Source organism: Mycobacterium sp. NTMscope_MAC_12, from assembly GCF_976985675.1.
The window spans coordinates 1,263,133-1,287,397 of the sequence record NZ_CDRJYY010000001.1 but is presented as its reverse complement, the minus strand read 5'-3'; the positions used below and the strand labels follow the sequence as shown (position 1 = coordinate 1,287,397).

Genomic DNA, 24,265 nt, shown 5'->3' with positions numbered 1-24,265 from the left:
GCGTCGGCCGGGCCGCTACCCCAATAGCGTCCGCACGACGGCGTCGGCCAACAGCCGCCCCCGATCGGTGAGGACGAGCCTGTCCCCGGCCGACACCAGCAACCCGTCGGCGACGACACCCTCGGCGCGTTCACGCTCTTCGGAACTCAACACCTCTACCGGAAGGCCTTGGCGTAGACGGACTTTCAACAGCACGTCTTCGGTGTGCAACGTGTCGGCGCCGAGTTGCTCGAATCCCGCGACCGGCAGCGCGTTCGCGGACAACCTTTCGGCATACGCGTTGGGATGCTTGACATTCCACCAGCGCGTGGTGCCGACGTAGCCGTGCGCACCCGGTCCCGCGCCCCACCACTGCCCGCCATCCCAGTAGCCCAGGTTGTGCCGGCATTCACCACCCGGCCGCGACCAGTTGGAAACCTCGTACCAAGACATCCCCGCCTCGGACAATCGCGCGTCGACCAATTCGTAGCGGTGGGCCAGCACGTCGTCGTCGGGCGCCGCCAGCTCACCGCGCCGCACCCGCCGGGCCAAGGCGGTGCCTTCCTCGACCACCAACGCATAGGCCGAGACGTGATCGACGCCGGTGTCGATGGCCGTGTCGACCGACCGCAGCAGGTCGTCGTCGGACTCCCCCGGAGTTCCATAGATCAAGTCGAGGCTGACGTGGTCGAATCCCGCGGCCAGCGCCTCGCGGGCGGCGGCCGCCGATCGGTTCGGCGTGTGAATGCGGTCGAGGACACCCAGCACCCGTGGCGCCACCGATTGCATCCCCAGCGACACCCGGGTGTAGCCGGCCGCTCGGATGGCGTCGAAGAGGTCCGGCCACGCCGACTCCGGGTTGGCCTCGGTGGTGACCTCGGCATCTGTCGCCATCGGAAAGTGCTCGCGCACCATGTCCAGCAGCGTCACCAGGCGCGCGCCGCCGAGCAGCGAGGGCGTCCCCCCACCGACGAACACGGTGTTCACCGGCGGCGCTTGCAACCGCGCGGACGCCAGTTCCAGTTCCGTCCGCAGCGCGCCCAGCCAGGCGTCGGGATTGACGCCCCCCAGCTCGGCCGGGGTGTAGGTGTTGAAATCGCAGTAGCCGCAACGTGTTACGCAGAACGGGACATGCACGTAGATGCCAAACGGGCGCCCGGCGACCGCCCGCACGTCGGGCAGGTCGACCGGCTGCTCACGAATGGCCATGCCAAATGATCCCATGGCAGACGGGTTGCCCCGGGGCCCTCGATGCCGCCGATGCCTGGCGCTGAGCACCCGTGCCGAGCGTGCCATCGCGGCGAAATTCTGGCCGCTGTTCCGCGCTGAGTACCCGCTCGGCGTTGCCATGCGGCTCCACCACCCCCGGCTTGGCCGGGACTTTTAATCATCGTGAGCCCAGATTTGACCTGCTCGCGCGGCCCCTCGGCATCCATGGCACAATGGTGGCGTGACTGTCGCCCAGCCCAGCCCGCACATTGTGCTCGTGGCGCGACGGCACATCGATCTCAAGCGCGTTTGCAGCTGTATCTGTCTGCCTTGACTTGGTAGACCCAGCCCACTGTGTCTCCAGCAGGCCGACGGTTTCGTGCCGCCCATAAGTACCGCTGAACTGTGCTGGCCGCGCTGGCGATCTTTTTGAAGGAGAACTTCCGATGACCACCGCCCGACCCGCGAAGGCCCGTAACGAGGGCCAATGGGCACTGGGGAATCGTGAGCCGCTGAACCCGAACGAAGAGATGAAGCAGGCCGGCGCCCCCCTGGACGTGCGCGAGCGCATCGAGACCATCTACGCCAAGAACGGCTTCGACAGCATCGACAAGAGCGACCTGCGTGGGCGCTTCCGCTGGTGGGGCCTCTACACCCAGCGTGAGCAGGGCTACGACGGCTCCTTCACCGGCGACGACAATGCCGAGTTGCTCGAAGCCAGGTACTTCATGATGCGGGTGCGCTGCGACGGCGGCGCGCTGTCCGCGGCCGCATTGCGCACCGTAGGCCAGATTTCCACCGAATTCGGCCGCGACACCGCCGACATCACCGACCGGGAAAACATCCAGTACCACTGGATCGAGGTGGAGAACGTCCCCGAGATCTGGCGGCGGCTGACCGAGGTCGGATTGCAGACCGCCGAGGCGTGCGGCGACTGCCCCCGTGTGATCTTGGGCTCACCGCTGGCCGGTGAGTCGCTCGACGAGGTGCTCGACCCGAGCTGGGCGATCGACGAGATCGCGCGCCGGTACATCGGCCAGCCCGAGTTCGCCGACCTGCCGCGCAAGTACAAGACCGCCATCTCGGGCCTGCAAGACGTGGTGCACGAGGTCAATGACATCGCGTTCATCGGTGTCAACCACCCCGAGCACGGCCCCGGCCTGGACCTATGGGTCGGCGGGGGGTTGTCGACCAACCCGATGCTGGCCCAGCGCGTCGGCGCCTGGGTGCCGCTCGAGGAAGTGCCCGAGGTGTGGCACGCGGTGACCTCGATCTTCCGCGATTACGGCTACCGGCGGCTGCGCTCCAAGGCGCGGCTGAAGTTCCTGATCAAGGACTGGGGCGTCGAAAAGTTCCGCGAGGTGCTGGAAACCGAGTACCTCAAGCGTCCACTCATCGACGGCCCGGCCCCCGAGCCGGTCCCGCATCCGATCGACCACGTCGGCGTGCAACGGCTCAAGAACGGGCTCAACGCGGTGGGCGTCGCCTCGATCGCGGGACGGGTGTCGGGGACGATCCTGACCGCTGTGGCCGACCTCACCGAGCGGGTCGGCTCCGACCGGATCCGGCTGACCCCCTACCAGAAGCTGGTGATCCTCGACGTACCCGACGACAAGCTCGACGAGCTGATCGCCGGCCTCGAGTCGCTCGGCCTGCAGTCACAGCCGTCACAGTGGCGCCGGAACGTGATGGCGTGCACGGGGATTGAGTTCTGCAAGTTGTCGTTCGCCGAAACCCGGGTCAAGGCGCAGTCTTTGGTGCCCGAGCTGGAGAGCCGGCTCGCGGACATCAACCTGCAACTCGATGTTCCGATCACCGTCAACATCAACGGCTGCCCCAATTCGTGCGCGCGCATTCAGGTCGCCGACATCGGGTTGAAAGGCCAGATGGTCGACGACGGCGAAGGCGGCTCAGTCGAGGGTTTCCAGGTACACCTGGGCGGCAGCCTGGGCCAAGACAGCGGCTTTGGCCGAAAACTGCGTCAGCACAAGGTCACCAGCGACGAGCTCGGCGACTACATCGAGCGGGTCGCGCGCAACTTCCTGAAATATCGCGGCGAGGGTGAACGTTTCGCACAGTGGGCCATGAGGGCAGACGAGGACGATTTGCGATGAGCGAACGAACAACCAGACATTCCGAGGCCGAGCTGCGCGAGCTCGCTGCCCGGGGCGCGGCCGAGCTCGAGGGCGCCAGCGCCAGCGACGTATTGCGTTGGACCGACGAGACGTTCGGCGGCATCAACGGGCCGCGCGGATGGGCGACCTGCAACTACGTCGTCGCCTCCAGCATGCAAGAGGCCGTGTTGATCGATCTCGCCGCCAAGGTGCGCCCGGGTGTGCCTGTGGTGTTCTTGGACACCGGCTACCACTTCGTGGAGACCATCGGCACGCGGGACGCCATCGAGTCCGTTTACGACATCCGGGTGCTCAACGTCACTCCCGAGCAGACCGTCGAAGAGCAGGACAAACTCCTGGGCAAGGACCTGTTCGCGCGTGATCCCGGTGAATGCTGCAGGCTGCGCAAGGTCGCTCCGCTCGGCAAGACGCTGCGGGGATACTCGGCGTGGGTGACCGGGCTGCGGCGGGGCGAAACCGCCGCGCGCGCCAACGCCCCGGTGGTCGGTTTCGACGAGGGCTTCAAGCTGGTGAAGGTCAACCCGATGGCGGCCTGGTCCGACGAGGACGTGCAGAATTACATCGACGAGCACAGCGTGCTGGTCAATCCGCTTATGTACGAAGGCTATTCGTCGATCGGTTGCGCCCCGTGCACCGCCAAGCCGCTGGCGGGCGCCGACCCGCGCAGCGGGCGCTGGCAGGGGCTGTCCAAGACGGAATGCGGGTTGCACGCCTCCTGAGAGATCACGCGGACGTCAGCGTGTTCTCATCCTCGTCGGCCTCATTGGTGCGGCTGGGGTCCGCCGCGGCGGGGGCGATCGGTGGGACCCGGGTGGCACGCACGTAGACGGTGTCGCCGTCGCGCAATGCCAGGGCCTCGGCGTCGCCACGGGTGATCTGCGCCGTGAAGAAGCCGCCGGTGGCGGCGCTGGTCAACTCGACCCGCACCTCGAAACCCAACGCGACCACCCGGTCCACGGTGGCCCGCACCACCCCGATGGACTCCGCGGTGCCGTCCCCACCGGCGATCGCCATCTCGGGGTTGCGACCCACCCGGATGTCGTGCGGCCGCACCAGGGCACCGTTCAGCGTGGACACCGCGCCGAGGAACGACATCACGAACGCATTTGCCGGCGCGTCATAGACGTCGGTCGGGGATCCGATCTGCTCGATACGGCCGTGATTGAGCACCGCAATCCGATCGGCGACATCCAATGCCTCGGCCTGATCGTGGGTGACCAGCACCGTGGTCACGTGCACCTCGTCGTGCAGGCGGCGCAACCACGCCCGCAAATCCTCACGCACCTTGGCGTCCAGCGCACCGAACGGCTCGTCGAGCAGCAGCACTTGCGGGTCGACCGCCAGCGCCCGCGCCAGCGCCATCCGCTGTCGCTGACCACCCGAGAGCTGATTGGGATAGCGGTTCTGAAAACCGCTGAGCCCCACCACTTCAAGCAGGTTGTCGACCTTGGCCTTGATCTCGGCTTTGGGCCGCTTGCGGACCTTGAGCCCGTAGGCCACGTTGTCGCGGACCGTCAGATGCTTGAACGCCGCGTAGTGCTGAAAGACGAACCCGATGCCGCGGCGCTGCGGTGGCACCCGCGTCACGTCGCGACCGTAGATCGTGACGGTTCCGCTGTCGGGTTGGTCGAGACCGGCGATGGCACGCAGCAGGGTCGATTTACCCGAACCGCTGGGACCCAACAACGCTGTCAGCGACCCGGTCGGCACGACGAAGTCGACGTGGTCCAACGCGACGAAATCGCCATAGTGCTTGTAGGCGTCGCGCACGATGATGGCGAGGTCATCCCGGCCGGCACGGGTGTCTGTCACGTCATCCTCCTCGTCAGGCCTGCTTCGCCGCTCGGGCGCGGCGGGCGTCGAGAACCACCTGGAAAATCAGCACCAGCACCGCAACACCCATCAGCAAGGTCGACAGCGCATAGGCGCCGTACTCGACGCCCCGGTTGTATCGGTCCGAAACAAGCAATGTCAGCGTTTGCGACTTCCCCGGCAGGTTCGACGACACGATAAGCACCGCACCGTATTCCCCCAGGGTACGTGCGATTGTCAACACGATGCCGTAGGTCAGGCCCCACCGGATGGAGGGCAGCGTGATCCGCCAAAACGTCTGCCACCAGCCCGAACCCAGCGTCGCGGCCGCCTCCTCCTGGTCGGTGCCCAGCTCGTGCAGCACCGGCTCCACCTCACGCACGACGAACGGCAGGGTGACGAAGATGCTGGCGAGCACGATGCCCGGCAGGCCGAAGATGATCTTGAACCCGAGATCCTTTTCGACGAACCCCAACGCGCCGGCCGAGCCCCACAACACGATCAACGCCACACCCACGATGACGGGCGAAACCGCGAACGGCAGGTCGATGATCGCCTGGAGCACGCCCTTACCGCGAAACCTGTTGCGCGCGAGCACCAATGCCGTCGGAATGCCGAAAACCACGTTGAGCGGCACCACGATGGCCACCACCAGCAGGGTCAAGTTCAGCGCCGATATCGCCGCGGGGGTGCTGACCCAGGCGTAGAACTGGCCGAATCCGGGTCGAAATGTCCTCCACAGGATCAACGACACCGGCACGACCAGCAACACGAAAACGTATCCGAGCGCCACGAATCGCAGGGAATAGCGGACTCCCGCCGACGACGTCATCCGGCGAGCTCCTCGCGTTTGGCCGCGCGCCCACCCACGACCCGCAGGACGAGCAGGACCACGAACGAAATCGCCAACAGCACAACGGATATTGCTGCCGCGCCGGTGCGGTCGTCGTTCTCGATCAGGGTCCGTATCCACTGCGATGACACCTCGGTCTTGCCCGGCACCGCGCCGCCGATCAGCACCACAGACCCGAACTCTCCGATGGCGCGTGAGAACGCCAGGCCCGCGCCTGATAACAGCGCGGGCAGCAACGCCGGCAGCACCACCGAGGTGAAGATCTTCGGGCCGCTGGCGCCCAGCGACGCGGCCGCCTCCTCGGCGTCACGGTCCAACTCCAGCAGCACCGGCTGGACCGCGCGGACCACGAACGGCAGCGTGACGAAGGCCAACGCCACCACCACGCCCCACGCGGTGTGCTGCAGGTGCAGACCCACCGGGCTGTTGTTGCCGTACAAGGCCAGCATGACCAGGCTGGCGACGATGGTGGGCAGCGCGAACGGCAGGTCGATGATCGCGTCGACGAGCCGCTTCCCGACGAAGTCGTCGCGCACCAGCACCCACGCGATCACCAGGCCAAAAATCAGGTTGAGCACAGTCACCCCGGCCGAGATCGTCAGGGTGACCCGAAACGACTCCAAGGCGGCGTTCGAGGTGACCGCGAGCCAGAACGCCTGCCAGCCGCCGCCGGCGGACTGCCAGACGATCGCCGCCAGCGGCAGCAACACGATCACGGACAACCACACGGTGGCCGCCCCGACCCGCAGGGCGGTGGTGCCGCGGCCCCGCCCGGGCAGCGGCCCGTGCTCGGGCTCGCCGCTGAGTTCGGGCCGGACCGCCGCCGGGTCCGGCGTGATGGCCGTCATCCGGTGGCCTGCGTGTAGATCTTGGTGATGCTGCCGGTGCTCTTGTCGAACAGCTGCGGATCGACAGTGCTCCACCCGCCGAGGTCGGCGATGGTCCACAGTTTCGTCGGCACCGGATACTGGGCGCGGAAGTCGGCGGCGACGGACGGATCGACCGGCCGGAAACCTGCCTGCGCCCAAACCTTTTGGGCCGCCGCGGTGTACTGGAAGTTCTTGAAGGCGACGGCGGCCTGCAGGTGGGGGCTGGTGTTGACGACGGCGACCGGATTGTCGATCTTGAAGGTCTGCGGCACGTTGACGTGGTCAACCGGCTTGCCCGCACGCTCGGTGGCGATGGCCTCGTTCTCGTAGCTGATCAGCACGTCACCGCTGCCCTGGATGAAGACGTCGGTGGCTTCGCGCCCTGATCCGGGACGGAGTTTGACGTGCTCGGTCACCAGTTTCTTGATGAAATCCACACCGGCCGCGCTGTTGGCGCCCCCTTCGCTCTTGACGGCGTACGGTGCGAGCAGGTTCCACTTGGCCGACCCCGAACTGAGCGGGCTGGGCGTGATGACCTCGATGCCGGGCCGCAACAGGTCATCCCAATCCTTGATGTGCTTCGGGTTGCCCTTGCGCACCACCAGCGTGACCACCGACCCGAACGGGATTCCCTTGGTGGCGTCGGTGTTCCAGTCCTTGGAAACCTTGCCGGCCTTGACCAATCGAGCGATGTCGGGCTCGACGGAGAAGTTCACGACGTCGGCCGGCTTGCCGTCGACGACGCCGCGGGATTGGTCACCGGAGGCCCCATAGGAGGTCACCACCTGCACGCCCTTGCCCTCCTCGGAGGCATTGAACGCCGGAATTATCTTGCTCCATCCGGGTTCTGGGACCGAGTAGGCGACCAGCGTGATGGAAGTGTGCGCGCCGGCCAGCCCACCGCCGCCGACAGCATCGCTGGCACCCCCGTGGCAGCCGGCGACGATGCCGGCTATCGCAATCAGGGCGAAGACAGGCCGCCAACGCAACGCGGTCCTGATGTCCATCGAAGGCCTTCCGGTGGGGAACGTAACGGATCTCGGTCCCGTATCAGCGGAAAGGCAACCAGAACTTCAGGAGGATTCGAGAACTCCAGAACCAGACCGCACACGGGTTTGGGAGTCAGCGACAACAGTGCACGAAGGCATAGCACCCGGGAATGCCAAACGCCACGCGCATGGCGGGAAGCCTAACAGGAATTGACGGTGCCGCCACCGGAGCCGGCGCCGAGCGAATGCGGCGGGCGACTCAACGGTGCATCAAGTGCGTGACCAGCCACATGCCGATCACCAGCGCCACCAAGATCAGGAGAACCAGCGTCACGTGCGACCGAGGCATGCGCGTCACCCGGAGGTCTCACCGGCATGGCGGGCACGGCGCATCAACTCGATGCCCTTGCCGAGCAGCCCGTCGAGCAGGGCCGCCGTCACGTAGGCCACCGCCAGCACGACCGGCATCACCACCATGGCCTGCAGCACGAAAGGGAGCCCCGAAAGCCACAGCTCGTTGCCGTCCCACCAGTTGAGGAACGCGTTCACGGAGCTCACCCTATGCGGCGCTGCCGCACAAAACCAATGCGTGAACGCCGGCGCCCGGGCAGGTGTGCGCCACGCCGCCTCGGCGAAACGTTGGACGCCGGGCCGCCGCGCGGTCGATGATGTCCAGATGGTTCTGCATGTTCAGCCCGACGACCAACCGGCCGACACCATGCCCGAGGAAGCGCCACAGACGGTGGCCGCAACGTCGATGTCTTCGTCGATCGACCTGCGCACCCCCGGGCCCCTCGCTCCCAGTGCAGCCCTGCGCAATCCCTTTCCGCCGATCGCCGATTACGCGTTCCTGTCGGACTGGGAAACCACCTGCCTGATCTCTCCGGCCGGGTCGGTGGAGTGGCTGTGTGTGCCGCGGCCAGACTCGCCGAGCGTGTTCGGGGCGATCCTGGACCGCAGCGCCGGCCATTTCCGGCTGGGCCCCTACGGCGTCTCGGTGCCGTCGGCCCGCCGGTATCTGCCGGGCAGCCTCATCATGGAGACCACCTGGCAGACGCACACCGGGTGGCTGATCGTGCGTGACGCGCTGGTGATGGGCCCCTGGCACGACCTCGACCGCCGGTCGCGCACGCACCGCCGCACCCCGATGGACTGGGACGCCGAGCACATTCTGCTGCGCACGGTGCGCTGCGTCAGCGGCACCGTCGAACTGATGATGAGCTGCGAGCCGGCGTTCGACTACCACCGGGTGGGGGCCACCTGGGAATACTCCGCCAACGCGTACGGCGAGGCCATCGCGCGCGCCACCAGGCAGCCCGACGCCCACCCGACACTGCGGCTGACGACCAACCTGCGGATCGGGCTGGAAGGCCGGGAGGCACGGGCACGCACCCGGATGAAAGAGGGCGACGACGTGTTCGTGGCCCTGAGCTGGACCAAACACCCGGCGCCGCAGACCTACCAAGAGGCCGCCGACAAGATGTGGCAGACCACCGAGTGCTGGCGGCAGTGGATCAACATCGGCAACTTCCCCGACCACCCGTGGCGGGCCTACCTGCAGCGCAGCGCGCTCACGCTGAAGGGGTTGACCTACTCGCCCACCGGCGCGCTGCTGGCGGCCAGCACCACGTCGCTGCCGGAAACACCGCAGGGCGAACGCAACTGGGACTACCGCTACGCCTGGGTGCGCGACTCCACGTTCGCGTTATGGGGCCTGTACACGCTCGGACTGGACCGCGAGGCCGACGACTTCTTCGCCTTCATCGCCGACGTGTCGGGGGCCAACAACAACGAGCGGCACCCGCTGCAGGTGATGTACGGCGTGGGCGGCGAGCGCAGCCTGGTGGAAGAGGAACTGCATCACCTGTCCGGCTACGACCAGGCCCGGCCGGTGCGCATCGGCAACGGCGCCTTCGACCAGGTCCAGCATGACATCTGGGGCTCCATCCTGGACTCCTTCTACCTGCACGCCAAGTCGCGCGAGCAGGTCCCAGAGACGTTGTGGCCGGTGCTGAAGAAGCAGGTGGAGGAGGCGATCAAGCACTGGCGCGAGCCCGACCGCGGAATCTGGGAGGTGCGCGGGGAGCCGCAGCACTTCACGTCGTCGAAGGTGATGTGCTGGGTGGCGCTCGACCGCGGGGCGAAGCTGGCCGAGCGGCAGGGCGAGAAGAGCTACGCCCAGCAGTGGCGGGCCATCGCCGAGGAGATCAAGGCCGACATCCTGGCGCACGGCGTGGATTCCCGCGGGGTCTTTACCCAGCGCTACGGCAGCGACGCGCTGGACGCCTCGCTGCTGTTGGTGGTGCTGACGCGGTTCCTGCCGCCGGATGACCCGCGGGTGCGCAACACCGTGCTGGCGATCGCCGACGAACTCACCCAGGAGGGCCTGGTGCTGCGCTACCGGGTCGAGGAGACCGACGACGGCCTGTCCGGCGAGGAGGGCACCTTCACGATCTGCTCGTTCTGGCTGGTGTCGGCGCTGGTCGAGATCGGCGAGGTGCGCCGCGCCAAACGCCTGTGCGAGCGGCTGCTGTCCTACGCCAGCCCGCTGCACCTCTACGCCGAGGAGATCGAGCCGCGCACCGGTCGCCAGCTCGGCAACTTCCCGCAGGCGTTCACCCACCTGGCGCTGATCAACGCCGTGGTGCACGTCATTCGGGCCGAGGAGGAGGCCGACGGCTCCGGGATGTTCCAGCCCGCCAACGCGCCGATGTAGCTGGATCCGTCAGCTGCGGGCGCCGAGTTTGTCCATGAGTGCGCGGGCGAGGTCGATGGCGGTGGTGTTGATGTCGCCGTTGCCCTGATCGCCCGGACCATAGATGGGAATGAAGTCGACGGTCACCTCGACCACGTAAGGTCCCTTGACGCCGAGGGCCCGGGCCGATGGGATTGCGTTCAATCCCCCGCGTGGGCCGGATCGCATCGAAACCGTAGCCGCCACAACCGAATCCAGGACGCGCACGTCGGCGATGGCGTCGAAACCCCATACATCGATGGGCTCCACGGTCAGCGTGGTCCCGTCGCACTTCTGCCACTGCGCGACGAACCTGGCGAATAACGCGTCGGCGTCCGCGGCCGTCCGCAACGCGACGATGCCCTGCAGGACGCTGTCGATCTTCACGGAATCGCCTTTGTGCACCCACATTTCGCCGGCCGTTTCCTGTATCGGCGCCGAGCCGTACGTGACCCGCTGCATCAGGTGAACGACCCCGATGCACTCGGTCGGCCGGTCGTTCTCCCAATTGGTCCCCAATTTGTCGCCGCCGCCGAACTCCGAATAGTGCGGGTAGGGCTGGAACGGCTGGTCGAGCAGTTTTGCCAGCGCGGTCCCGTCGAACAAGACCCGTTTGATGGCCGGCACCCGACCCGCGTTCGGCGCCAGACCTCCTGTGCCGGCCGTGGTTTCGGTGCACCCGCTCACCAGCAGCACCGCGATCACAGCGGCCAGCGAACGCCAGGTGCTTTTCACTTCACCCCTCCCGGCCGCCCAGCCCGCGTCAGCTCAGCGCGTTGACCCTGTCCATCATGGCGTGCGCGATGTCGAGCGCGCTGGTGTTGATGTCGGCCGATCCCGGGTCGGTGGATCGCCGCCCGCCGAAGAAGACCACCTCGACTTCCACGAGGCAGTTCGACCGGATACCGATGGCACGCGCCTGCGGGGTGGGCCGCAGGGCCGGCATGTTGGGCAGCACCGAGGTGGCGGTTTTGGTCGCCGCGATGGTCGTCGCGGTGCCGCGGACATCGCTGATGACGTTCGTGGTGCTGATCGGGCCGGACTGTTCCGAGGTCGTCATGCCGTTGCATTGCTGCCACTGCTGGGAGAACTGCGCGAACAGCGCCTGAGCCTGCGCGGCCGACGGCAGCGTGACCACGCCCTCCATCACGGTGATCACCTGCGCCGGTTCGCCGTTGTTCCACCACGACTCCGAGGCGACGTCCTGCACTTGGCCGGACCGGTACACGCTCTTCTGCAGCATCGCCGTCACGCCCAGGCAACCGGCCTGCGACGTCGACCGCTTGACCTGGTAGAGCTTCTCGGGGCCGCCGACTTGGGCCGGATCGCGGGAGACCAGGGTCTGGTCGAGCATCCGCGACAGCGCCGCGCCGTCGAGAAGCACCTTGCTGACCGCCGCGCCATTCAGCGGCCGCAGCTTCAGGTTCGGCGCCGGCTTCGCGGTACCCTCCACGACCCCGCCGCAGCCCGTCACCAGCGTGGCCAGCGCCGCGAACGTCGCCGCCGCCTTGAGTATCCGCATGGCTACTTCTTGCCCTTGTCGCCCGCCGCGTCCGCGGACAGCGCCGCCACGAACGCTTCCTGCGGCACGTCGACCCGCCCGATGGTCTTCATCCGCTTCTTGCCTTCCTTCTGCTTTTCCAGAAGTTTGCGCTTGCGGGTGATGTCACCGCCGTAACACTTGGACAGCACGTCCTTGCGGATGGCTCGGATGTTTTCGCGCGCAATGATTTTCGATCCGATCGCCGCCTGGACCGGCACCTCGAACTGCTGTCGCGGGATCAGCTCTTTGAGCTTGGTGGTCATCTTGTTGCCGTAGGCCGAGGCGCCGTCCTTGTGCACGATCGCGCTGAACGCGTCGACGGCCTCGCCCTGCAACAGGATGTCGACCTTGACCAGCTGGGCCTCTTGCTCGCCGGCCTCCTCGTAGTCGAGGCTGGCGTAGCCGCGGGTGCGCGACTTCAGGGAATCGAAGAAGTCGAAGATGATCTCGCCCAGCGGCATGGTGTAGCGCAGCTCCACCCGTTCGGGCGACAGGTAGTCCATCCCGCCGAGTTCGCCGCGGCGCGACTGGCACAGTTCCATGATGGTGCCGATGAATTCGCTGGGCGCGATGATCGTCGTCTTGACCACCGGCTCGTACACCGCGCGGACCTTGCCCTCCGGCCAGTCCGACGGGTTGGTCACGACGATTTCGGTGTCATCTTCCTTGATGACCCGGTAGACGACGTTGGGTGACGTCGAGATCAGATCCAGGTCGAATTCCCGCTCCAGACGCTCCCGGGTGATCTCCATGTGCAGCAAACCCAGGAAGCCACAACGGAATCCGAAGCCCAGCGCCACCGACGTCTCGGGCTCGTACGTCAGCGCCGCGTCGTTGAGTTGCAGCCTGTCCAGCGCGTCGCGCAGGTCCGGGTAGTCCGAACCGTCGACGGGATACAGGCCCGAGTAGACCATCGGCTTGGGTTCGCGGTACCCGGTCAGCGCGTCGGCCGCGCCGCGCCGTGCCGTCGTCACGGTGTCACCCACCTTGGACTGGCGGACGTCCTTGACCCCGGTGATCAGGTAGCCCACCTCGCCCACCCCCAGGCCGTCGCTGGCCTTCGGCTCGGGCGAGACGATGCCGACCTCGAGCAGCTCGTGCGTGGCGCCGGTGGACATCATCGCGATGCGCTCGCGCGGGGTGATCTTGCCGTCGACCACCCGGACGTAGGTCACCACGCCGCGGTAGATGTCGTAGACGGAGTCGAAGATCATCGCCCGCAGCGGCGCGTCGGCCTTGCCCTGCGGGGGCGGCACCTGGCGCACCACCTCGTCGAGCAGTTCCGCGACTCCCTCGCCGGTCTTGCCCGACACCCGCAGCACGTCGTCGGGCTCGCAGCCGATGATGTGGGCCAGTTCTCCGGCGTAGCGGTCCGGGTCGGCGGCCGGCAGGTCGATCTTGTTGAGCACCGGGATGATGGTCAGGTCGCGGTCCAGCGCCAGGTAGAGGTTGGCCAGGGTCTGGGCCTCGATGCCCTGGGCTGCGTCCACCAGCAGCACCGCGCCCTCGCAGGCCTCCAGCGCGCGCGAGACCTCGTAGGTGAAGTCGACGTGGCCCGGGGTGTCGATCAGGTGCAGGACGTGGTCTTCGTCGTCGACTTTCCAGGGGAGCCGGACGTTCTGCGCCTTGATGGTGATGCCGCGCTCGCGCTCGATGTCCATCCGGTCCAGGTACTGGGCGCGCATCGAGCGCTCATCGACGACACCGGTGAGCTGCAGCATCCGGTCGGCCAGCGTCGACTTGCCGTGATCGATGTGGGCGATGATGCAGAAATTCCGAATCTGCGCCGGCGCGGTGAAGGTCTTGTCGGCGAAACTGCTGATGGGAATCTCCTGGTCTACGTCAAACGTGATGGGCGCTGCGCGGCCGTTGTGCTGGCCGTTCGCGGCCAAGTCCAGCGTATCTATGCAGCGTCGTCCGGACCTACTTGGACACAGTCGCGCCCGGTTGCTCGCGTCTATGCTGCGAATATGGCGTCTGCCCGGAAATCGCAGTGGAAGACGTTCCAGCGGTTCGCCGAGAATCTGGTGTTCAACGGGGCCCCGCGGCTGGCGCGGCACGTGCAGAATTCCCAGACCGTCCTGCGCGAGTTGCAGCAGGCCGTGCGGATCACCGCGAACGTCATCGCGGCCGCGACACCGCCACCGTCCGACACGACGGTCGCGGGCCGGCCGGTGACCAGCAACAGCCTGCCCACCGCGCAGCGGGCCCGCAAACTCGTGTACGCGCCGAGCCTGGACGGCCGGGCCGATCCCGGCGAGATCGTCTGGACGTGGGTGGTCTACGAGGACGACCCCAGCCGGGGCAAGGACCGGCCCGTGCTGGTGGTGGGACGCGATCGCGGCACCCTGCTGGGATTGATGGTCTCCAGCCAGGAGCGCCACGCCGCCGATCCCGACTGGGTTGGAATCGGTTCTGGCAGTTGGGATTACGAGGGAAGATCCAGCTGGGTCCGGCTGGACCGCGTGCTCGACGTGCCCGAGGAGGGCATCCGCCGCGAGGGCGCCATCCTGGATCGCGAGATCTTCGACGTGGTGGCGGCCCGGCTGCGCGCCGACTACTCCTGGCGTTGAGTCGGCCAAGTCGCCGAGCGTGTAACCACGGCGGGAAATCCGCCAATTTTCGCCCTGAATGCACGCTCGGCGAGCGGGGCCGAGATGGGCCGGCGAGTCAGCCCTGGGTGATGTAGGACTGCAACTGCTGCTGCTCGGCCTCGAGTTCTTCCATCCGGGTCTTCACCACGTCACCGATGCTGACGATGCCGATCAGCTTCTTCCCGTCGAGCACCGGGACGTGGCGCACCCGGTTCTTGGTCATCAGCACGCTGATCGCGTCGACGGTGTCGGCCTTCGTGCACGTGGCCAGCATGCTGGTCATGATCTTGGACACCGGGCGAGAGAGCACGCTGGCGCCATGAGTGTGCAGCTGGCGCACGACGTCGCGCTCCGACACAATGCCGACGACCCCCTCGTCGCCGACCACGACCATGGCGCCGATGTTCTGCTCGGTCAGACCCGCCAGCAGCTCGCGAACCGTCGCGTCCGGGTTGATGGTCACCACCGCTGCGCCCTTATTCCGCAAGACGTCCGCAATCCGCATCAAGGCCTCCAGCCGGGTTTGTGATCCGCTTCACATCAGGCTACGGCTAACTCGCGCGGCGGAAAAGCCACCCACGGAACCCGCAAACAGATCGTGTCCAAGCGCCGACGGCCGGCCGGATCGTTCGATTGGGCCACTGCTCACGGCGGGGACCTGCAAGATGGGGCCATGATCGAGGTCACCCTGCTGGGCACCGGTAGTCCGATCCCCGACCCGAACCGCGCCGGGCCGTCGACCCTGGTGCGGGCCGGCGGGCAGGTGTTCCTGGTGGACTGCGGGCGCGGGGTGCTCCAGCGCGCGGCGGCGGTCGGGGTGGGCGCGGCCGGGTTGTCGGCCCTGCTGCTCACCCACCTGCACAGTGATCACGTCGGCGACCTCGGCGACGTCCTCATCACGCGGTGGATCAGCACCTTCACCCCCGATCCCGCGCCGCTGCCCATCATCGGGCCGCCCGGCACCGCCGAACTGGTGGAGGCGACGCTGGGGGCGTTCCGCCACGACATCGGCTACCGGATCGCCCATCACGCCGATCTGAATGCGCCGCCGGCCGTCGAGGTCCACGAACACACCGACGGTCCGGTCTGGGACCGCGACGGCGTATCGATCCGGGTGGGCGCCACCGATCACCGGCCAGTGGCCCCGACCATCGGGTTCCGCATCGACTACGACGGGGCGTCGGTGGTGCTCGCGGGCGACACCGTGCCGTGCGCGAGCCTGGACGAGCTGGCGGCCGGTGCCGGCGCCCTGGTGCACACCGTGATCCGCAAGGACATCGTCGCCACCATCCCGCAGCAGCGGCTCGTCGACATCTGCGACTACCACTCGTCAGTGGAAGAGGCGGCGGCGACCGCGGCCCGCGCGGGCGTGGACACCCTCGTCATGACGCACTACGTGCCGGCGCTGGTGCCCGGCCAGGAAGAGCAGTGGCGGGCGCTGGCCGCCGGGAAGTTCGGTGGGCGCATCGAGCTCGGTGACGACCTGCACCGGGTCCAGATCGACGCGCCGTCCTGACGAACGTCGCGCTCACCGGGATGGCGAATCCCGTTGCACCGCACGGACAATGGCGGCACCGGCCACCACCAGCCAGATCAGCGCCAGGACCCGCGCGATCGGCAACAGGACGCCCAGCGCGGGCCAGATCAACACCCCCGCCGCCGATTCGGCGAGGACAGCAGTCGCCAGACCGATCCGTGCCAGCGGCCGGGGCAGCGCTCCCCCGGTCCGCCCCGACGCCGCCATCGCGGCGACCAACAGGCCCAACGCCACGATGTGACCCGGGCCGCCGGTGAGAAAGACCAGCAAGTACAGCGCCCTCACCAAGGCGGTGTCGGTACTGACGTCCGGCCACGACATCGCCCACCCCAGCAGTCCGGCCAGCCCCAGCGCCCCGGCGGCCAAAACACCGCCCGCGAACGCGATCGACGCGGCGGCACCGGCTCCGAGTTGCCTCAGCCGCGCGGCGGCCATCGCCGCATAGACCGCAAGCGGGACCGACGACGCGAACGTCGCAACGGCCATGATCCGCACGGCCACCGGCTGGGCGCGCACGTACGCCGCCACCGCGCCGACCGGACCGTACGGCAAGGGCATGACGCCGCCCATCCCGACGCCGATCGCGATCCCACCGAAGAGCAGCCCGATGCAGAGCAGGGCCAGCGCCGTCAGGGGCGGGCCGCCGCGCCGGGGACGGTTCGCCTCGAGGTGGGCCGCGGCTTCGCGGATACCGTTCATCGCTGAACGGTAACCCTGCGGCGCCTCGGCGTCGGCTACCCAGCGCCTCGGGCGGGAGGCCAGCGGCCTCGTCGAGGGCTCAGCCTACGGATCGACCGATCGCGACGAAGGACGCGAGCAACAAGAGAATTACGTTGATTGGCAACGGTTGTCGCTCGTTACGAGTCAGGTGCACGCGCATCGCTCCGATCTGCACGATGACTAGGCCCACCGCAGCGGCTGGGGTCAGGACGCGGGCGATGCCGGTTGCCTCCGGCAGGATCACGCCGAGCGCGCCGAGGATCTCGACCGCGCCAACGGCCTTGACCGCAGCGTCCGAGTGGTCCTTCATCCAGTCGAGTCGGCCCGATGCTACGAGTTGTTCGCGCGGCCGAACGACTTTGAGCCCACCCGCGACGAGATAGACGAAGGCGAGCAGACTCTGCGCGGCCCACAGTGCGATGTTCACGGTGTTCCCCAATCCTTACCATTTGTGCGTAGCCACATCGTGTGTCAGCGCTGGGCCCGCCGCATAAGGCACATCGATGTATGTATCCAGGACGGAGACTTCGATATGACGAACGTCACACGGAAGACGCCGCGGATACCCGAGGGCGGTGCGGTCCGGGAGGTCCTCGATCGCATCGGCGACAAGTGGAGCCTGCTGGTAATCGGCACGCTGCGTGACGGGCCAATGCGGTTCGGCGAGTTGGAGGCGACCGTGGAAGGCATCTCGCAGCGGATGCTCACCCTGACGCTCAAGCATCTGGTCGAGGATGGCCTGGTCGACCGCACGGCCTACGCCGAGGTGCCACCGCGAGTCGAGTACGAATTGACCGGACTCGGACGGACATTGCTGCCGCTGGTGATCTCCCTGGCCCAGTGGGCCATGGCGCACCACGAGGAGATCAACGCCAACCGCATGTCACGGTAACGCCGCATATCGGCCCTTAGGCGAGCCGGGTCACCTCCACGATCACGTCGAGGTCGGTGGCGCCCTCCCCGGAATATATGCCCTTCAACGGGGAAACATCGGCATAGTCGCGGCCGGCACCCACGCCGACGTACTGCTCGGTGATCTCGGCGTCGTTGGTGGGGTCATAGCTCCACCACGCGCCCGTCCACGCCTCGATCCAGGCGTGGCTTCGCCCGTCCACGGTGTCCCCGACGACGGCGTCACATTTGGGATGCAAGTAGCCCGAAACGTAGTGCGAGGGAATCCCCATGCCGCGCAACAACATCAGCGACAGGTGCACGAAGTCCTGACAGACGCCCTTGCCTGCTTTCAGGGCGTCGAGCCCGGACGAGTGCACGCTGGTGGTCCCCGGAAGGTAGTCCAGCTCCTCGCGCACCCAATTGGCCGCCGCAACAACGGCTTCGGCGGGGCTGTGGTTCTTGCGGATCTTTTTGCCCACCGCAGCCACCCGCTTGCTGGCCGGGGTGTGTTCGGTGGGGCGGAGCAGGTCGTCGAAGCGATCGATCACCGCATCCGAATGCAGCTCCCCCCAGTCCACCTCGGTGGCCGGCGCCTCGGCGCGTTCGGTCTCCACGACCGACGAGGACATCACCGTGAGGTCGGTATGCGGCGCGTGCAAGTCGAACGCCGTCACCGCGGTGCCCCAATAGTCGATGTAGCGGTAGGACCGGGTTGCCGGGATGGTCTCGACGCGGTTGAGGATGACGTTCTGGCGGTTGTTCGACCGCGGGGTCAGCCGGGCTTCGTTGTAGGAGGCGGTCACCGGCGACTGGTAGGCGTACCCCGTGGTGTGCACCACCCGCAGCCGCCACATCAGCCGTCCCCTTTCCTGCTGACCAGGCCGGCGCGCTGACCGGCGTTCGACCACGCCACCCACGGTGTGATGTGAAAGTACTGCAGCGCCAAGGCTTCTCCGACATCGCGGCAGGTGCGCTGCAGGCCCGCCAACCGGCTTTCCAGCGTCTCCAGCAGCACACCGGGCTGGACGAACTCCAATTCGCTGCGTGCCTGCCCGAGCAACCGCTGGGCCTCGGCGGTGGCCCCGATCCGGCTCTGCCGATTGCGGACCAGTTCGTCGAGGTTGTGTTCGGCCAGCCGCAGCGAGTAAAACACCGAACGCGGAAACAACCGGTCCAGCAACATGAACTCGACCACGCGGCCCGCGTCGAGCACACCGCGATAGGTGCGCAGATACGTGTCGTGCGCGCCCGCCGAGCGCAGCAGCGTCACCCACGCCGGAGACGAAGCGCTGTCCCCAACCCGCGACAGCAACAGCCGCACCGTCATGTCGACGCGCTCGATCGCCCGCCCCAACACCATGAAGCGATATCCGTCGTCGCGCGACAGCGTCGAGTCCGCCAAGCCGGCGAACATGGCCGCCCGCCGCTCGACGAACGACAGAAAGTCATGGGGCCCAAGGCGTTTGGCGGCGCGTTCGCGTTCGGGCAGGGCGTGGTAGGTGGTGTTGAGACACTCCCAGATCTCGCTGGACGTCACCTCCCGCGCCGACTTGGCGTTTTCCCGCGCCGCGGTGATCGCGTCGACGATCGAAGAGCCGCCCTGGGCGTTGGTGCTGTAGGCCACCAGATCGGTCAACGACCACACGTCCAGGTCATGATCGGGCGGGTCGATGCCGAGCACCCGCAGCAGCAGGCGCGAGGCCTGATCCGGGTCGACGCTGGAATCCTCGAGCAATTGGTGCAGCGCCACGTCCAGGATTCGCGCGGTGTCGTCGGCGCGCTCGACGTAGCGGCCGATCCAGTAGAGCGCCTCGGCGTTACGTGCCAGCATCACCGGATCACGATCTGCCGCTGCTTCTGCTGGGGTTGGTCGTCCTGCCGCTCGTCGGCCTGGCCGTCGCTGCCCGGCTCCGCCATGGAGTCCGGCAGGGAGCGCACCACTTCGGCGGCACCGAGTTCGTGATCGCCGGTCGAGGTCCGCGACGCCAACACCCAGGTGTCCTTCGAGCCACCGCCCTGGCTGGAGTTGACCACCCGTGACCCCTCGACCAGGGCCACCCGGGTGAGGCCGCCGGGCAACACCCACACGTCGTTGCCGTCGTTGACCGCGAACGGCCGCAAGTCGACGTAGCGGGGCGCCAGCGCGCTGCCGACCTGCGTCGGCACGGTCGACAGTTCCATCATCGGCTGGGCGATCCAGCTCCGCGGGTCGTCGCGGATCTTCTTGGCGACGGCGGCCAGTTCCTTATGGGAGGCCTCCGGGCCGAACACGATTCCGTAGCCGCCGGACCCCTCGACCGGCTTGAGGACCAGCTCGTCGATCCGGTCGAGCACCTCTTCGCGTTCCTCGTCGAGCCAGCAGCGCAGCGTCTCCACGTTGGCCAGCAGCGGCTTCTCGCCCAGGTAGTACTCGATCATGGCGGGCACGTAGGTGTAGACGAGTTTGTCGTCGCCGACGCCGTTGCCGATCGCGCTGGAGATCACGACGTTTCCGGCGCGGGCGGCGTTGACCAGGCCGGCCACCCCCAGCACCGAGTCGGCCCGGAATTGCAGCGGGTCCAGGAAGGCGTCGTCGATGCGCCGATAGATGACGTCGACCTGGCGCTCGCCTTCGGTGGTACGCATGTACACCTGGTTGTCGCGGCAGAACAGGTCGCGCCCTTCGACCAGCTCGACCCCCATCTGGCGGGCCAGCAGGGAATGCTCGAAATACGCGGAGTTGTAGACGCCCGGGGTCAGCACCACCACCGTGGGGTCGGCCTCGTTGGTGGCCGCGGAGTTGCGCAGCGCCCGCAGCAGGTGGCCGGCGTAGTCGTCGACCGAACGCACGCGATGCGTGGCGAACAGGTTCGGGAAGACGCGCGCCATGGTGCGCCGGTTCTCCATGACGTAGGAGACGCCCGAGGGCGACCGCAGGTTGTCCTCGAGGACCCGGAAATCGCCCTTTTCGTCGCGGATCAGATCGATGCCGGCGACGTGGATCCGCACGCCGTTGGGCGGGACGATGCCCATGGCCTGCCGGTGAAAGTGCTCGCAGGAGGTGATCAGGCGGCGCGGGATCACCCCGTCGTCGAGGATTTCCTGGTCGCCGTAGATGTCGTCGAGGTACCTCTCGAGGGCCTTGACCCGCTGGGTGATGCCGCGTTCCAGCCGGGCCCACTCGGCGGCCGAGATGACTCGCGGCACCAAGTCCAGCGGGAAGGGCCGCTCCTGGCCCGACAAAGAGAAGGTGATGCCCTGGTCGAGGAAGGCGCGGGAGAGCGCTTCGGCGCGAGCCTTGAGATCCGAGGCGTCCGATGGCGCGAGTTCGGCATAGATGCCCTTGTAGGGGCCGCGAACGGCGCCCTGCGTGTCGAACATCTCATCGAAGGCCATCTCGTAGGCGTCCGAGGATGTGTTGTATCCGCCGAAAATTCGCTCCGAACGCGCGGCGCGAAAACCCCGCCTGGTCTCCTCAAGCTGGTTCGTCAGACTCACTGTTCAGATGCTGCCTCAGATCGACGTTATGGCAGCCCACGTGTTCCCGTTTTGGGGGAAAACGTAACTCACTGATAACCTGGGCAATCGCTGTGGTGATTCCGGCGTCCCAACCAAACGTCTGATCGAAGAAGGAACTCGAGCGTGGCCAACATCAAGTCGCAGCAGAAGCGCAACAAGACGAACGAGCGCGCCCGCCTGCGCAACAAGTCGGTGAAGTCGTCGCTGCGCACCGCCGTCCGCGCCTTCCGCGAGGCCACCCACGCCGGCGACAAGGAGAAGGCCGCCGAGCTGCTGGTCTCGACCAACCGCAAGTTGGACAAGGCTGCCAGCAAGGGCGTGATCCACAAGAACCAGGCCGCCAACAAGAAGTCGGCCCTGGCGCAGGCCCTCAACAAGCTCTGAGTTCTCAGCGGCTGCGCTGGGCGGCCAGCTCGGCAACCTGTCTGACCGCGGATTCCAAAGCGTAGTCGGCGTCCGCCACCGCCCCCTTGACGTTCGCGTTGAGCGCGGCGACAACCTTCATCGCCGTGGCCACCGTGTCCCGCGACCAATGCCTCGCCTGTTTCTGGGCCTTTTGCACCCGCCAGGGCGGCATCCCCAGCTGGGACGCCATCCGGTAGGGATCGCCCGACAGCGGGCCGACCCGGCCGATGGTGTGGATCGCCTCGGCCAGCGCGTCCGCCAGCACCACCAGGGGCTCGCCCCGCATCATCGCCCACCGCAGCGCCTCGGCGGCCCCCTCGATGTCGCCGGCCACCGCCTTGTCGGCGATGTCGAAGCCCTTCACCTCGGCCTTGCCGCTGTGATAGCGGCGCACCGCGGCGGCGTCGACCGCCCCGCCGGTGTCGGCGACCAGTTGGGAGCAGGCGGACGCCAACTCGCGCAGGTCGGAGCCGACCGCGTCCAACATCGCGGTCACCGTCGCCTCGTCGGCCTTCACCCGCAAAGCGCGGAACTCCTTGCGGACGAAGTCGATGCGCTCGCTGAGTTTGGTGATCCGCGCGCACGGGTGCAGTTGGGCGCCGAGCTTCTGCAGGTCGGTGGCCAGCGCCTTGGCCCGGCCGCCGCCCGAGTGCACGACCACCAGCACGACGCCCGCCGGCATGTCGGCCGCGGCCGAAACGATCATTGCGGCAGCGTCTTTGCCCGCTTCACCGGCCGACTCGAGCACCACGATGCGCTCGTCGGCGAACAGCGAGGGACTCAGCAGCTCGGCGAGCTCGTAGGTGCTGACGTCACCGGCCCGCATCCGGTTGACCGGGATGTCCGCGTCCTTGCCGGCCCGTTTCCGCGCCGACCGCAGCACGTCGGCCACCGCCCGCTCGACCAGTAGTTCCTCGTCTCCCAGCACCAGGTGCAACGGCGAAACCTCGCTCACCCCATGATGGTGTCACGACCGACCGACGATCCCGGACAGCGCCCAGGCCAGCCCGGCCAGCGCGGCCACCCCCGAGACGACGCGGAACGGGCTCCACCGCCACAGCACGATCGCCAGCACCGTCACACCGCCGACGAGCAGCGTGCCGGGCATGCCCTGCGGGACCGGCACCGTCGCGCCGGGCAGGCCGGCCGCCCAGCGGGCCACGCCGCCCACCCACCACAACTCGGGGCCGGTGAACCGGATGAGCAGCCGCGCGGCGGCCGGCCACACCGGGCAGAGCGCGGCCGCGGCGGTGCCCAGCACCGTGATCGGCGCGATCGCCCGCCACGACGAGGTTGGCGGCGGCGGCGACCACGCTGAAGCGGCCGGAGATCGCGGCGACCAGCGGCGCGGTCACGATCTGCGCGGCCCAGGCGACGGCCAGCGCATCGGCCAACGGCTTAGGGATCCCCCTTCCCGTCAGCCGCCGCGACCACTCCGGTGCGATGACGACCAGCGCGGCGGTGGCGAGCGCCGACAGCGCGAAGCCGACGTCGACGGCCAGGTGCGGGGCGAGCGCCAATAACAGCAGCACCGTGGCGGCGAGCGCCGGAATGGCTTGCCGCCGACGCGAACTCAGCATTCCCGTCAACGCGATGGCGCCCATCGCCGCGGCCCGCAACACGCTCGCCGTCGGCTGCACGACGATGACGAAGGCCACCAGTGCCAGTGCGGCCAGTACGACCGCCGTCCGGGGGCCGATCAATCGGGCCGAGAACAGCACGGCGGCGCACACGATCGTCACGTTGGCCCCCGACACGGCCATCAGGTGCGTCATGCCGGCCGCGCGGAAGTCGCGGCCCGTGTCGCCGGGCACCGCCGAGGTGTCGCCGAGCACCAGCGCGGGCAGCAGCGCCGCCTCCTCGCCGGGCAGTGTGTCGCGGACGGTTGCGGAGAATCGACCGCGCACGGCGTGCGCCGCCCGTTGCACGACGCCCGCGGTGCCCATCGTCGGCCGGCCCGACGCGTTGAGCACCGCGACCGTCAGGTCGCGCCGCGTCGGGCGGCCGATGCGGGCGCTGAATCGCAGTGGCTGGCCCACCATCAGCCCACCGAAATCCGCGGCGCGCGCGAAAACGACGACGCGCCCGGATATTTCGTCGGCGCGCAGGCGTTGCAGAGTGGCCCGAAACATCAACCGGCCGCTGCCCAACGACACCGGGCTCTCGGTGGGGGTGACCGTGACCGCGGCGGTCACGCCGTATGCCGCGGTGATCGGGTGGCGATCGACGGCGTCGGCGCGCAGCGCGATGGCGAACCCGAATCCCGCCCCCACGACACCGATCGCCGCGAGCCCGGCGCTGATCGCCCGCAACCGCGCACCCCCGCGGCCGCGCAGCGCCCGCCACGCCAGCGCTCCGGAGGCGCCGATCAACGCGACGCAGCACCAGGCGAGGATGCGCCCGATCGGCCACCAGATGCCGCCGGCGGTCACCGCCCAACAGGTCAGCGCCGCCGGCACCAGGCGCACATCGACCCGCACCGCGGGCGAGGCGG

Annotated in this window: 23 protein-coding genes and 2 pseudogenes; 8 read left to right on the top strand and 17 right to left on the bottom strand. The window is 67.9% G+C overall.

The window, feature by feature from the left end:
- Positions 1-15: 15 nt before the first annotated feature.
- Positions 16-1,188: a radical SAM family heme chaperone HemW gene (gene hemW, locus AC0KS4_RS06045; protein WP_238957558.1), complete on the bottom strand. Its 1,173-nt coding sequence runs from the start codon at positions 1,186-1,188 to the stop codon at positions 16-18.
- A 241-nt stretch (positions 1,189-1,429) separates the two neighbouring features.
- Between hemW and AC0KS4_RS06040 the strand changes: the two genes are divergently transcribed.
- The 3 genes from AC0KS4_RS06040 to AC0KS4_RS06030 all read left to right on the top strand — a co-directional run bounded on the left by AC0KS4_RS06040 (position 1,430) and on the right by AC0KS4_RS06030 (position 4,042).
- Positions 1,430-1,522 carry an Ms4527A family Cys-rich leader peptide gene (locus AC0KS4_RS06040; protein ID WP_350494745.1) on the top strand — a complete coding sequence of 31 codons (93 nt, stop codon included), beginning with the start codon at positions 1,430-1,432 and terminating at the stop codon, positions 1,520-1,522.
- A gap of 112 nt (positions 1,523-1,634) precedes the next feature.
- Positions 1,635-3,302, top strand: a complete 1,668-nt coding sequence (locus AC0KS4_RS06035; RefSeq protein WP_225327155.1) for a nitrite/sulfite reductase — start codon at positions 1,635-1,637, stop codon at positions 3,300-3,302.
- Positions 3,299-4,042: a phosphoadenylyl-sulfate reductase gene (locus AC0KS4_RS06030; protein WP_225327154.1), complete on the top strand. Its 744-nt coding sequence runs from the start codon at positions 3,299-3,301 to the stop codon at positions 4,040-4,042. The genes AC0KS4_RS06035 and AC0KS4_RS06030 overlap by 4 nt, the downstream gene beginning before the upstream one ends.
- Positions 4,043-4,046: 4 nt before the next feature.
- On the opposite strand, the gene AC0KS4_RS06025 is transcribed toward AC0KS4_RS06030, so the two are convergent.
- The 5 genes from AC0KS4_RS06025 to AC0KS4_RS06005 all read right to left on the bottom strand — a co-directional run bounded on the left by AC0KS4_RS06025 (position 4,047) and on the right by AC0KS4_RS06005 (position 8,395).
- Positions 4,047-5,135, bottom strand: a complete 1,089-nt coding sequence (locus tag AC0KS4_RS06025; protein ID WP_238957557.1) for a sulfate/molybdate ABC transporter ATP-binding protein — start codon at positions 5,133-5,135, stop codon at positions 4,047-4,049.
- A gap of 13 nt (positions 5,136-5,148) precedes the next feature.
- On the bottom strand, positions 5,149-5,967 hold the full coding sequence (gene cysW / locus AC0KS4_RS06020) for a sulfate ABC transporter permease subunit CysW (RefSeq protein WP_238957556.1): 819 nt from the start codon (positions 5,965-5,967) through the stop codon (positions 5,149-5,151).
- Positions 5,964-6,836, bottom strand: a complete 873-nt coding sequence (gene cysT / locus AC0KS4_RS06015) for a sulfate ABC transporter permease subunit CysT (protein ID WP_238957555.1) — start codon at positions 6,834-6,836, stop codon at positions 5,964-5,966. Before cysT ends, cysW begins: the two co-directional genes overlap by 4 nt.
- Complete coding sequence (locus tag AC0KS4_RS06010) at positions 6,833-7,864, bottom strand: sulfate ABC transporter substrate-binding protein (RefSeq protein ID WP_225327150.1); 1,032 nt, start codon at positions 7,862-7,864, stop codon at positions 6,833-6,835. Before AC0KS4_RS06010 ends, cysT begins: the two co-directional genes overlap by 4 nt.
- Before the next feature lie 336 nt (positions 7,865-8,200).
- Positions 8,201-8,395 (bottom strand): hypothetical protein, encoded by a 195-nt coding sequence (locus tag AC0KS4_RS06005; RefSeq protein WP_067171583.1) that lies wholly within the window; start codon positions 8,393-8,395, stop codon positions 8,201-8,203.
- Positions 8,396-8,522: 127 nt separating this feature from the next.
- Between AC0KS4_RS06005 and AC0KS4_RS06000 the strand changes: the two genes are divergently transcribed.
- A complete protein-coding gene (locus AC0KS4_RS06000; protein ID WP_425326382.1) occupies positions 8,523-10,562 on the top strand; it encodes a glycoside hydrolase family 15 protein in 2,040 nt (679 codons plus the stop codon).
- A 9-nt stretch (positions 10,563-10,571) separates the two neighbouring features.
- Here AC0KS4_RS06000 and AC0KS4_RS05995 read toward each other — a convergent pair whose 3' ends face one another.
- The 3 genes and pseudogenes from AC0KS4_RS05995 to lepA form a co-directional block, all read right to left on the bottom strand.
- Positions 10,572-11,315 (bottom strand): sensor domain-containing protein, encoded by a 744-nt coding sequence (locus tag AC0KS4_RS05995; protein ID WP_225327149.1) that lies wholly within the window; start codon positions 11,313-11,315, stop codon positions 10,572-10,574.
- Between the two features lie 28 nt (positions 11,316-11,343).
- Complete coding sequence (locus AC0KS4_RS05990; protein ID WP_225327148.1) at positions 11,344-12,102, bottom strand: sensor domain-containing protein; 759 nt, start codon at positions 12,100-12,102, stop codon at positions 11,344-11,346.
- Between the two features lie 2 nt (positions 12,103-12,104).
- Positions 12,105-14,112, bottom strand: a pseudogene (gene lepA / locus AC0KS4_RS05985) (translation elongation factor 4).
- On the opposite strand from lepA, the gene AC0KS4_RS05980 reads away from it, so the two are divergent.
- Positions 14,094-14,696, top strand: coding sequence for a type II toxin-antitoxin system PemK/MazF family toxin (locus AC0KS4_RS05980; protein WP_238957553.1), 603 nt, complete (start codon positions 14,094-14,096; stop codon positions 14,694-14,696). The pseudogene lepA and the gene AC0KS4_RS05980 overlap by 19 nt on opposite strands.
- 97 nt (positions 14,697-14,793) lie before the next feature.
- On the opposite strand, the gene AC0KS4_RS05975 is transcribed toward AC0KS4_RS05980, so the two are convergent.
- On the bottom strand, positions 14,794-15,222 hold the full coding sequence (locus tag AC0KS4_RS05975) for a CBS domain-containing protein (protein ID WP_008255284.1): 429 nt from the start codon (positions 15,220-15,222) through the stop codon (positions 14,794-14,796).
- A 168-nt stretch (positions 15,223-15,390) separates the two neighbouring features.
- Here AC0KS4_RS05975 and AC0KS4_RS05970 point away from each other — a divergent pair, with 168 nt between their 5' ends.
- Entirely contained in the window at positions 15,391-16,233 is an 843-nt protein-coding gene (locus AC0KS4_RS05970; RefSeq protein ID WP_238957552.1) for a ribonuclease Z, read from the top strand.
- 12 nt (positions 16,234-16,245) lie between these two features.
- On the opposite strand, the gene AC0KS4_RS05965 is transcribed toward AC0KS4_RS05970, so the two are convergent.
- Positions 16,246-16,953 (bottom strand): hypothetical protein, encoded by a 708-nt coding sequence (locus tag AC0KS4_RS05965; protein WP_238957551.1) that lies wholly within the window; start codon positions 16,951-16,953, stop codon positions 16,246-16,248.
- Positions 16,954-17,032: 79 nt separating this feature from the next.
- Positions 17,033-17,401 (bottom strand): DoxX family protein, encoded by a 369-nt coding sequence (locus AC0KS4_RS05960; RefSeq protein ID WP_238957549.1) that lies wholly within the window; start codon positions 17,399-17,401, stop codon positions 17,033-17,035.
- A 105-nt stretch (positions 17,402-17,506) separates the two neighbouring features.
- On the opposite strand from AC0KS4_RS05960, the gene AC0KS4_RS05955 reads away from it, so the two are divergent.
- Positions 17,507-17,866, top strand: coding sequence for a winged helix-turn-helix transcriptional regulator (locus AC0KS4_RS05955; protein ID WP_238957548.1), 360 nt, complete (start codon positions 17,507-17,509; stop codon positions 17,864-17,866).
- 16 nt (positions 17,867-17,882) lie between these two features.
- On the opposite strand, the gene AC0KS4_RS05950 is transcribed toward AC0KS4_RS05955, so the two are convergent.
- The 3 genes from AC0KS4_RS05950 to AC0KS4_RS05940 are packed head-to-tail and all read right to left on the bottom strand — an operon-like array spanning position 17,883 to position 21,345.
- On the bottom strand, positions 17,883-18,722 hold the full coding sequence (locus tag AC0KS4_RS05950; RefSeq protein ID WP_238957547.1) for a transglutaminase family protein: 840 nt from the start codon (positions 18,720-18,722) through the stop codon (positions 17,883-17,885).
- Entirely contained in the window at positions 18,722-19,699 is a 978-nt protein-coding gene (locus AC0KS4_RS05945; protein WP_238958009.1) for an alpha-E domain-containing protein, read from the bottom strand. The genes AC0KS4_RS05950 and AC0KS4_RS05945 overlap by 1 nt, the downstream gene beginning before the upstream one ends.
- Positions 19,699-21,345: a circularly permuted type 2 ATP-grasp protein gene (locus AC0KS4_RS05940; RefSeq protein WP_238957546.1), complete on the bottom strand. Its 1,647-nt coding sequence runs from the start codon at positions 21,343-21,345 to the stop codon at positions 19,699-19,701. Before AC0KS4_RS05940 ends, AC0KS4_RS05945 begins: the two co-directional genes overlap by 1 nt.
- A 144-nt stretch (positions 21,346-21,489) precedes the next feature.
- Here AC0KS4_RS05940 and rpsT point away from each other — a divergent pair, with 144 nt between their 5' ends.
- On the top strand, positions 21,490-21,750 hold the full coding sequence (gene rpsT, locus AC0KS4_RS05935; RefSeq protein WP_067171559.1) for a 30S ribosomal protein S20: 261 nt from the start codon (positions 21,490-21,492) through the stop codon (positions 21,748-21,750).
- Between the two features lie 4 nt (positions 21,751-21,754).
- On the opposite strand, the gene holA is transcribed toward rpsT, so the two are convergent.
- On the bottom strand, positions 21,755-22,708 hold the full coding sequence (gene holA / locus AC0KS4_RS05930; RefSeq protein ID WP_238958008.1) for a DNA polymerase III subunit delta: 954 nt from the start codon (positions 22,706-22,708) through the stop codon (positions 21,755-21,757).
- 30 nt (positions 22,709-22,738) lie between these two features.
- A pseudogene (locus tag AC0KS4_RS05925) lies at positions 22,739-24,239 on the bottom strand (ComEC/Rec2 family competence protein).
- Positions 24,240-24,265 lie beyond the last annotated feature (26 nt).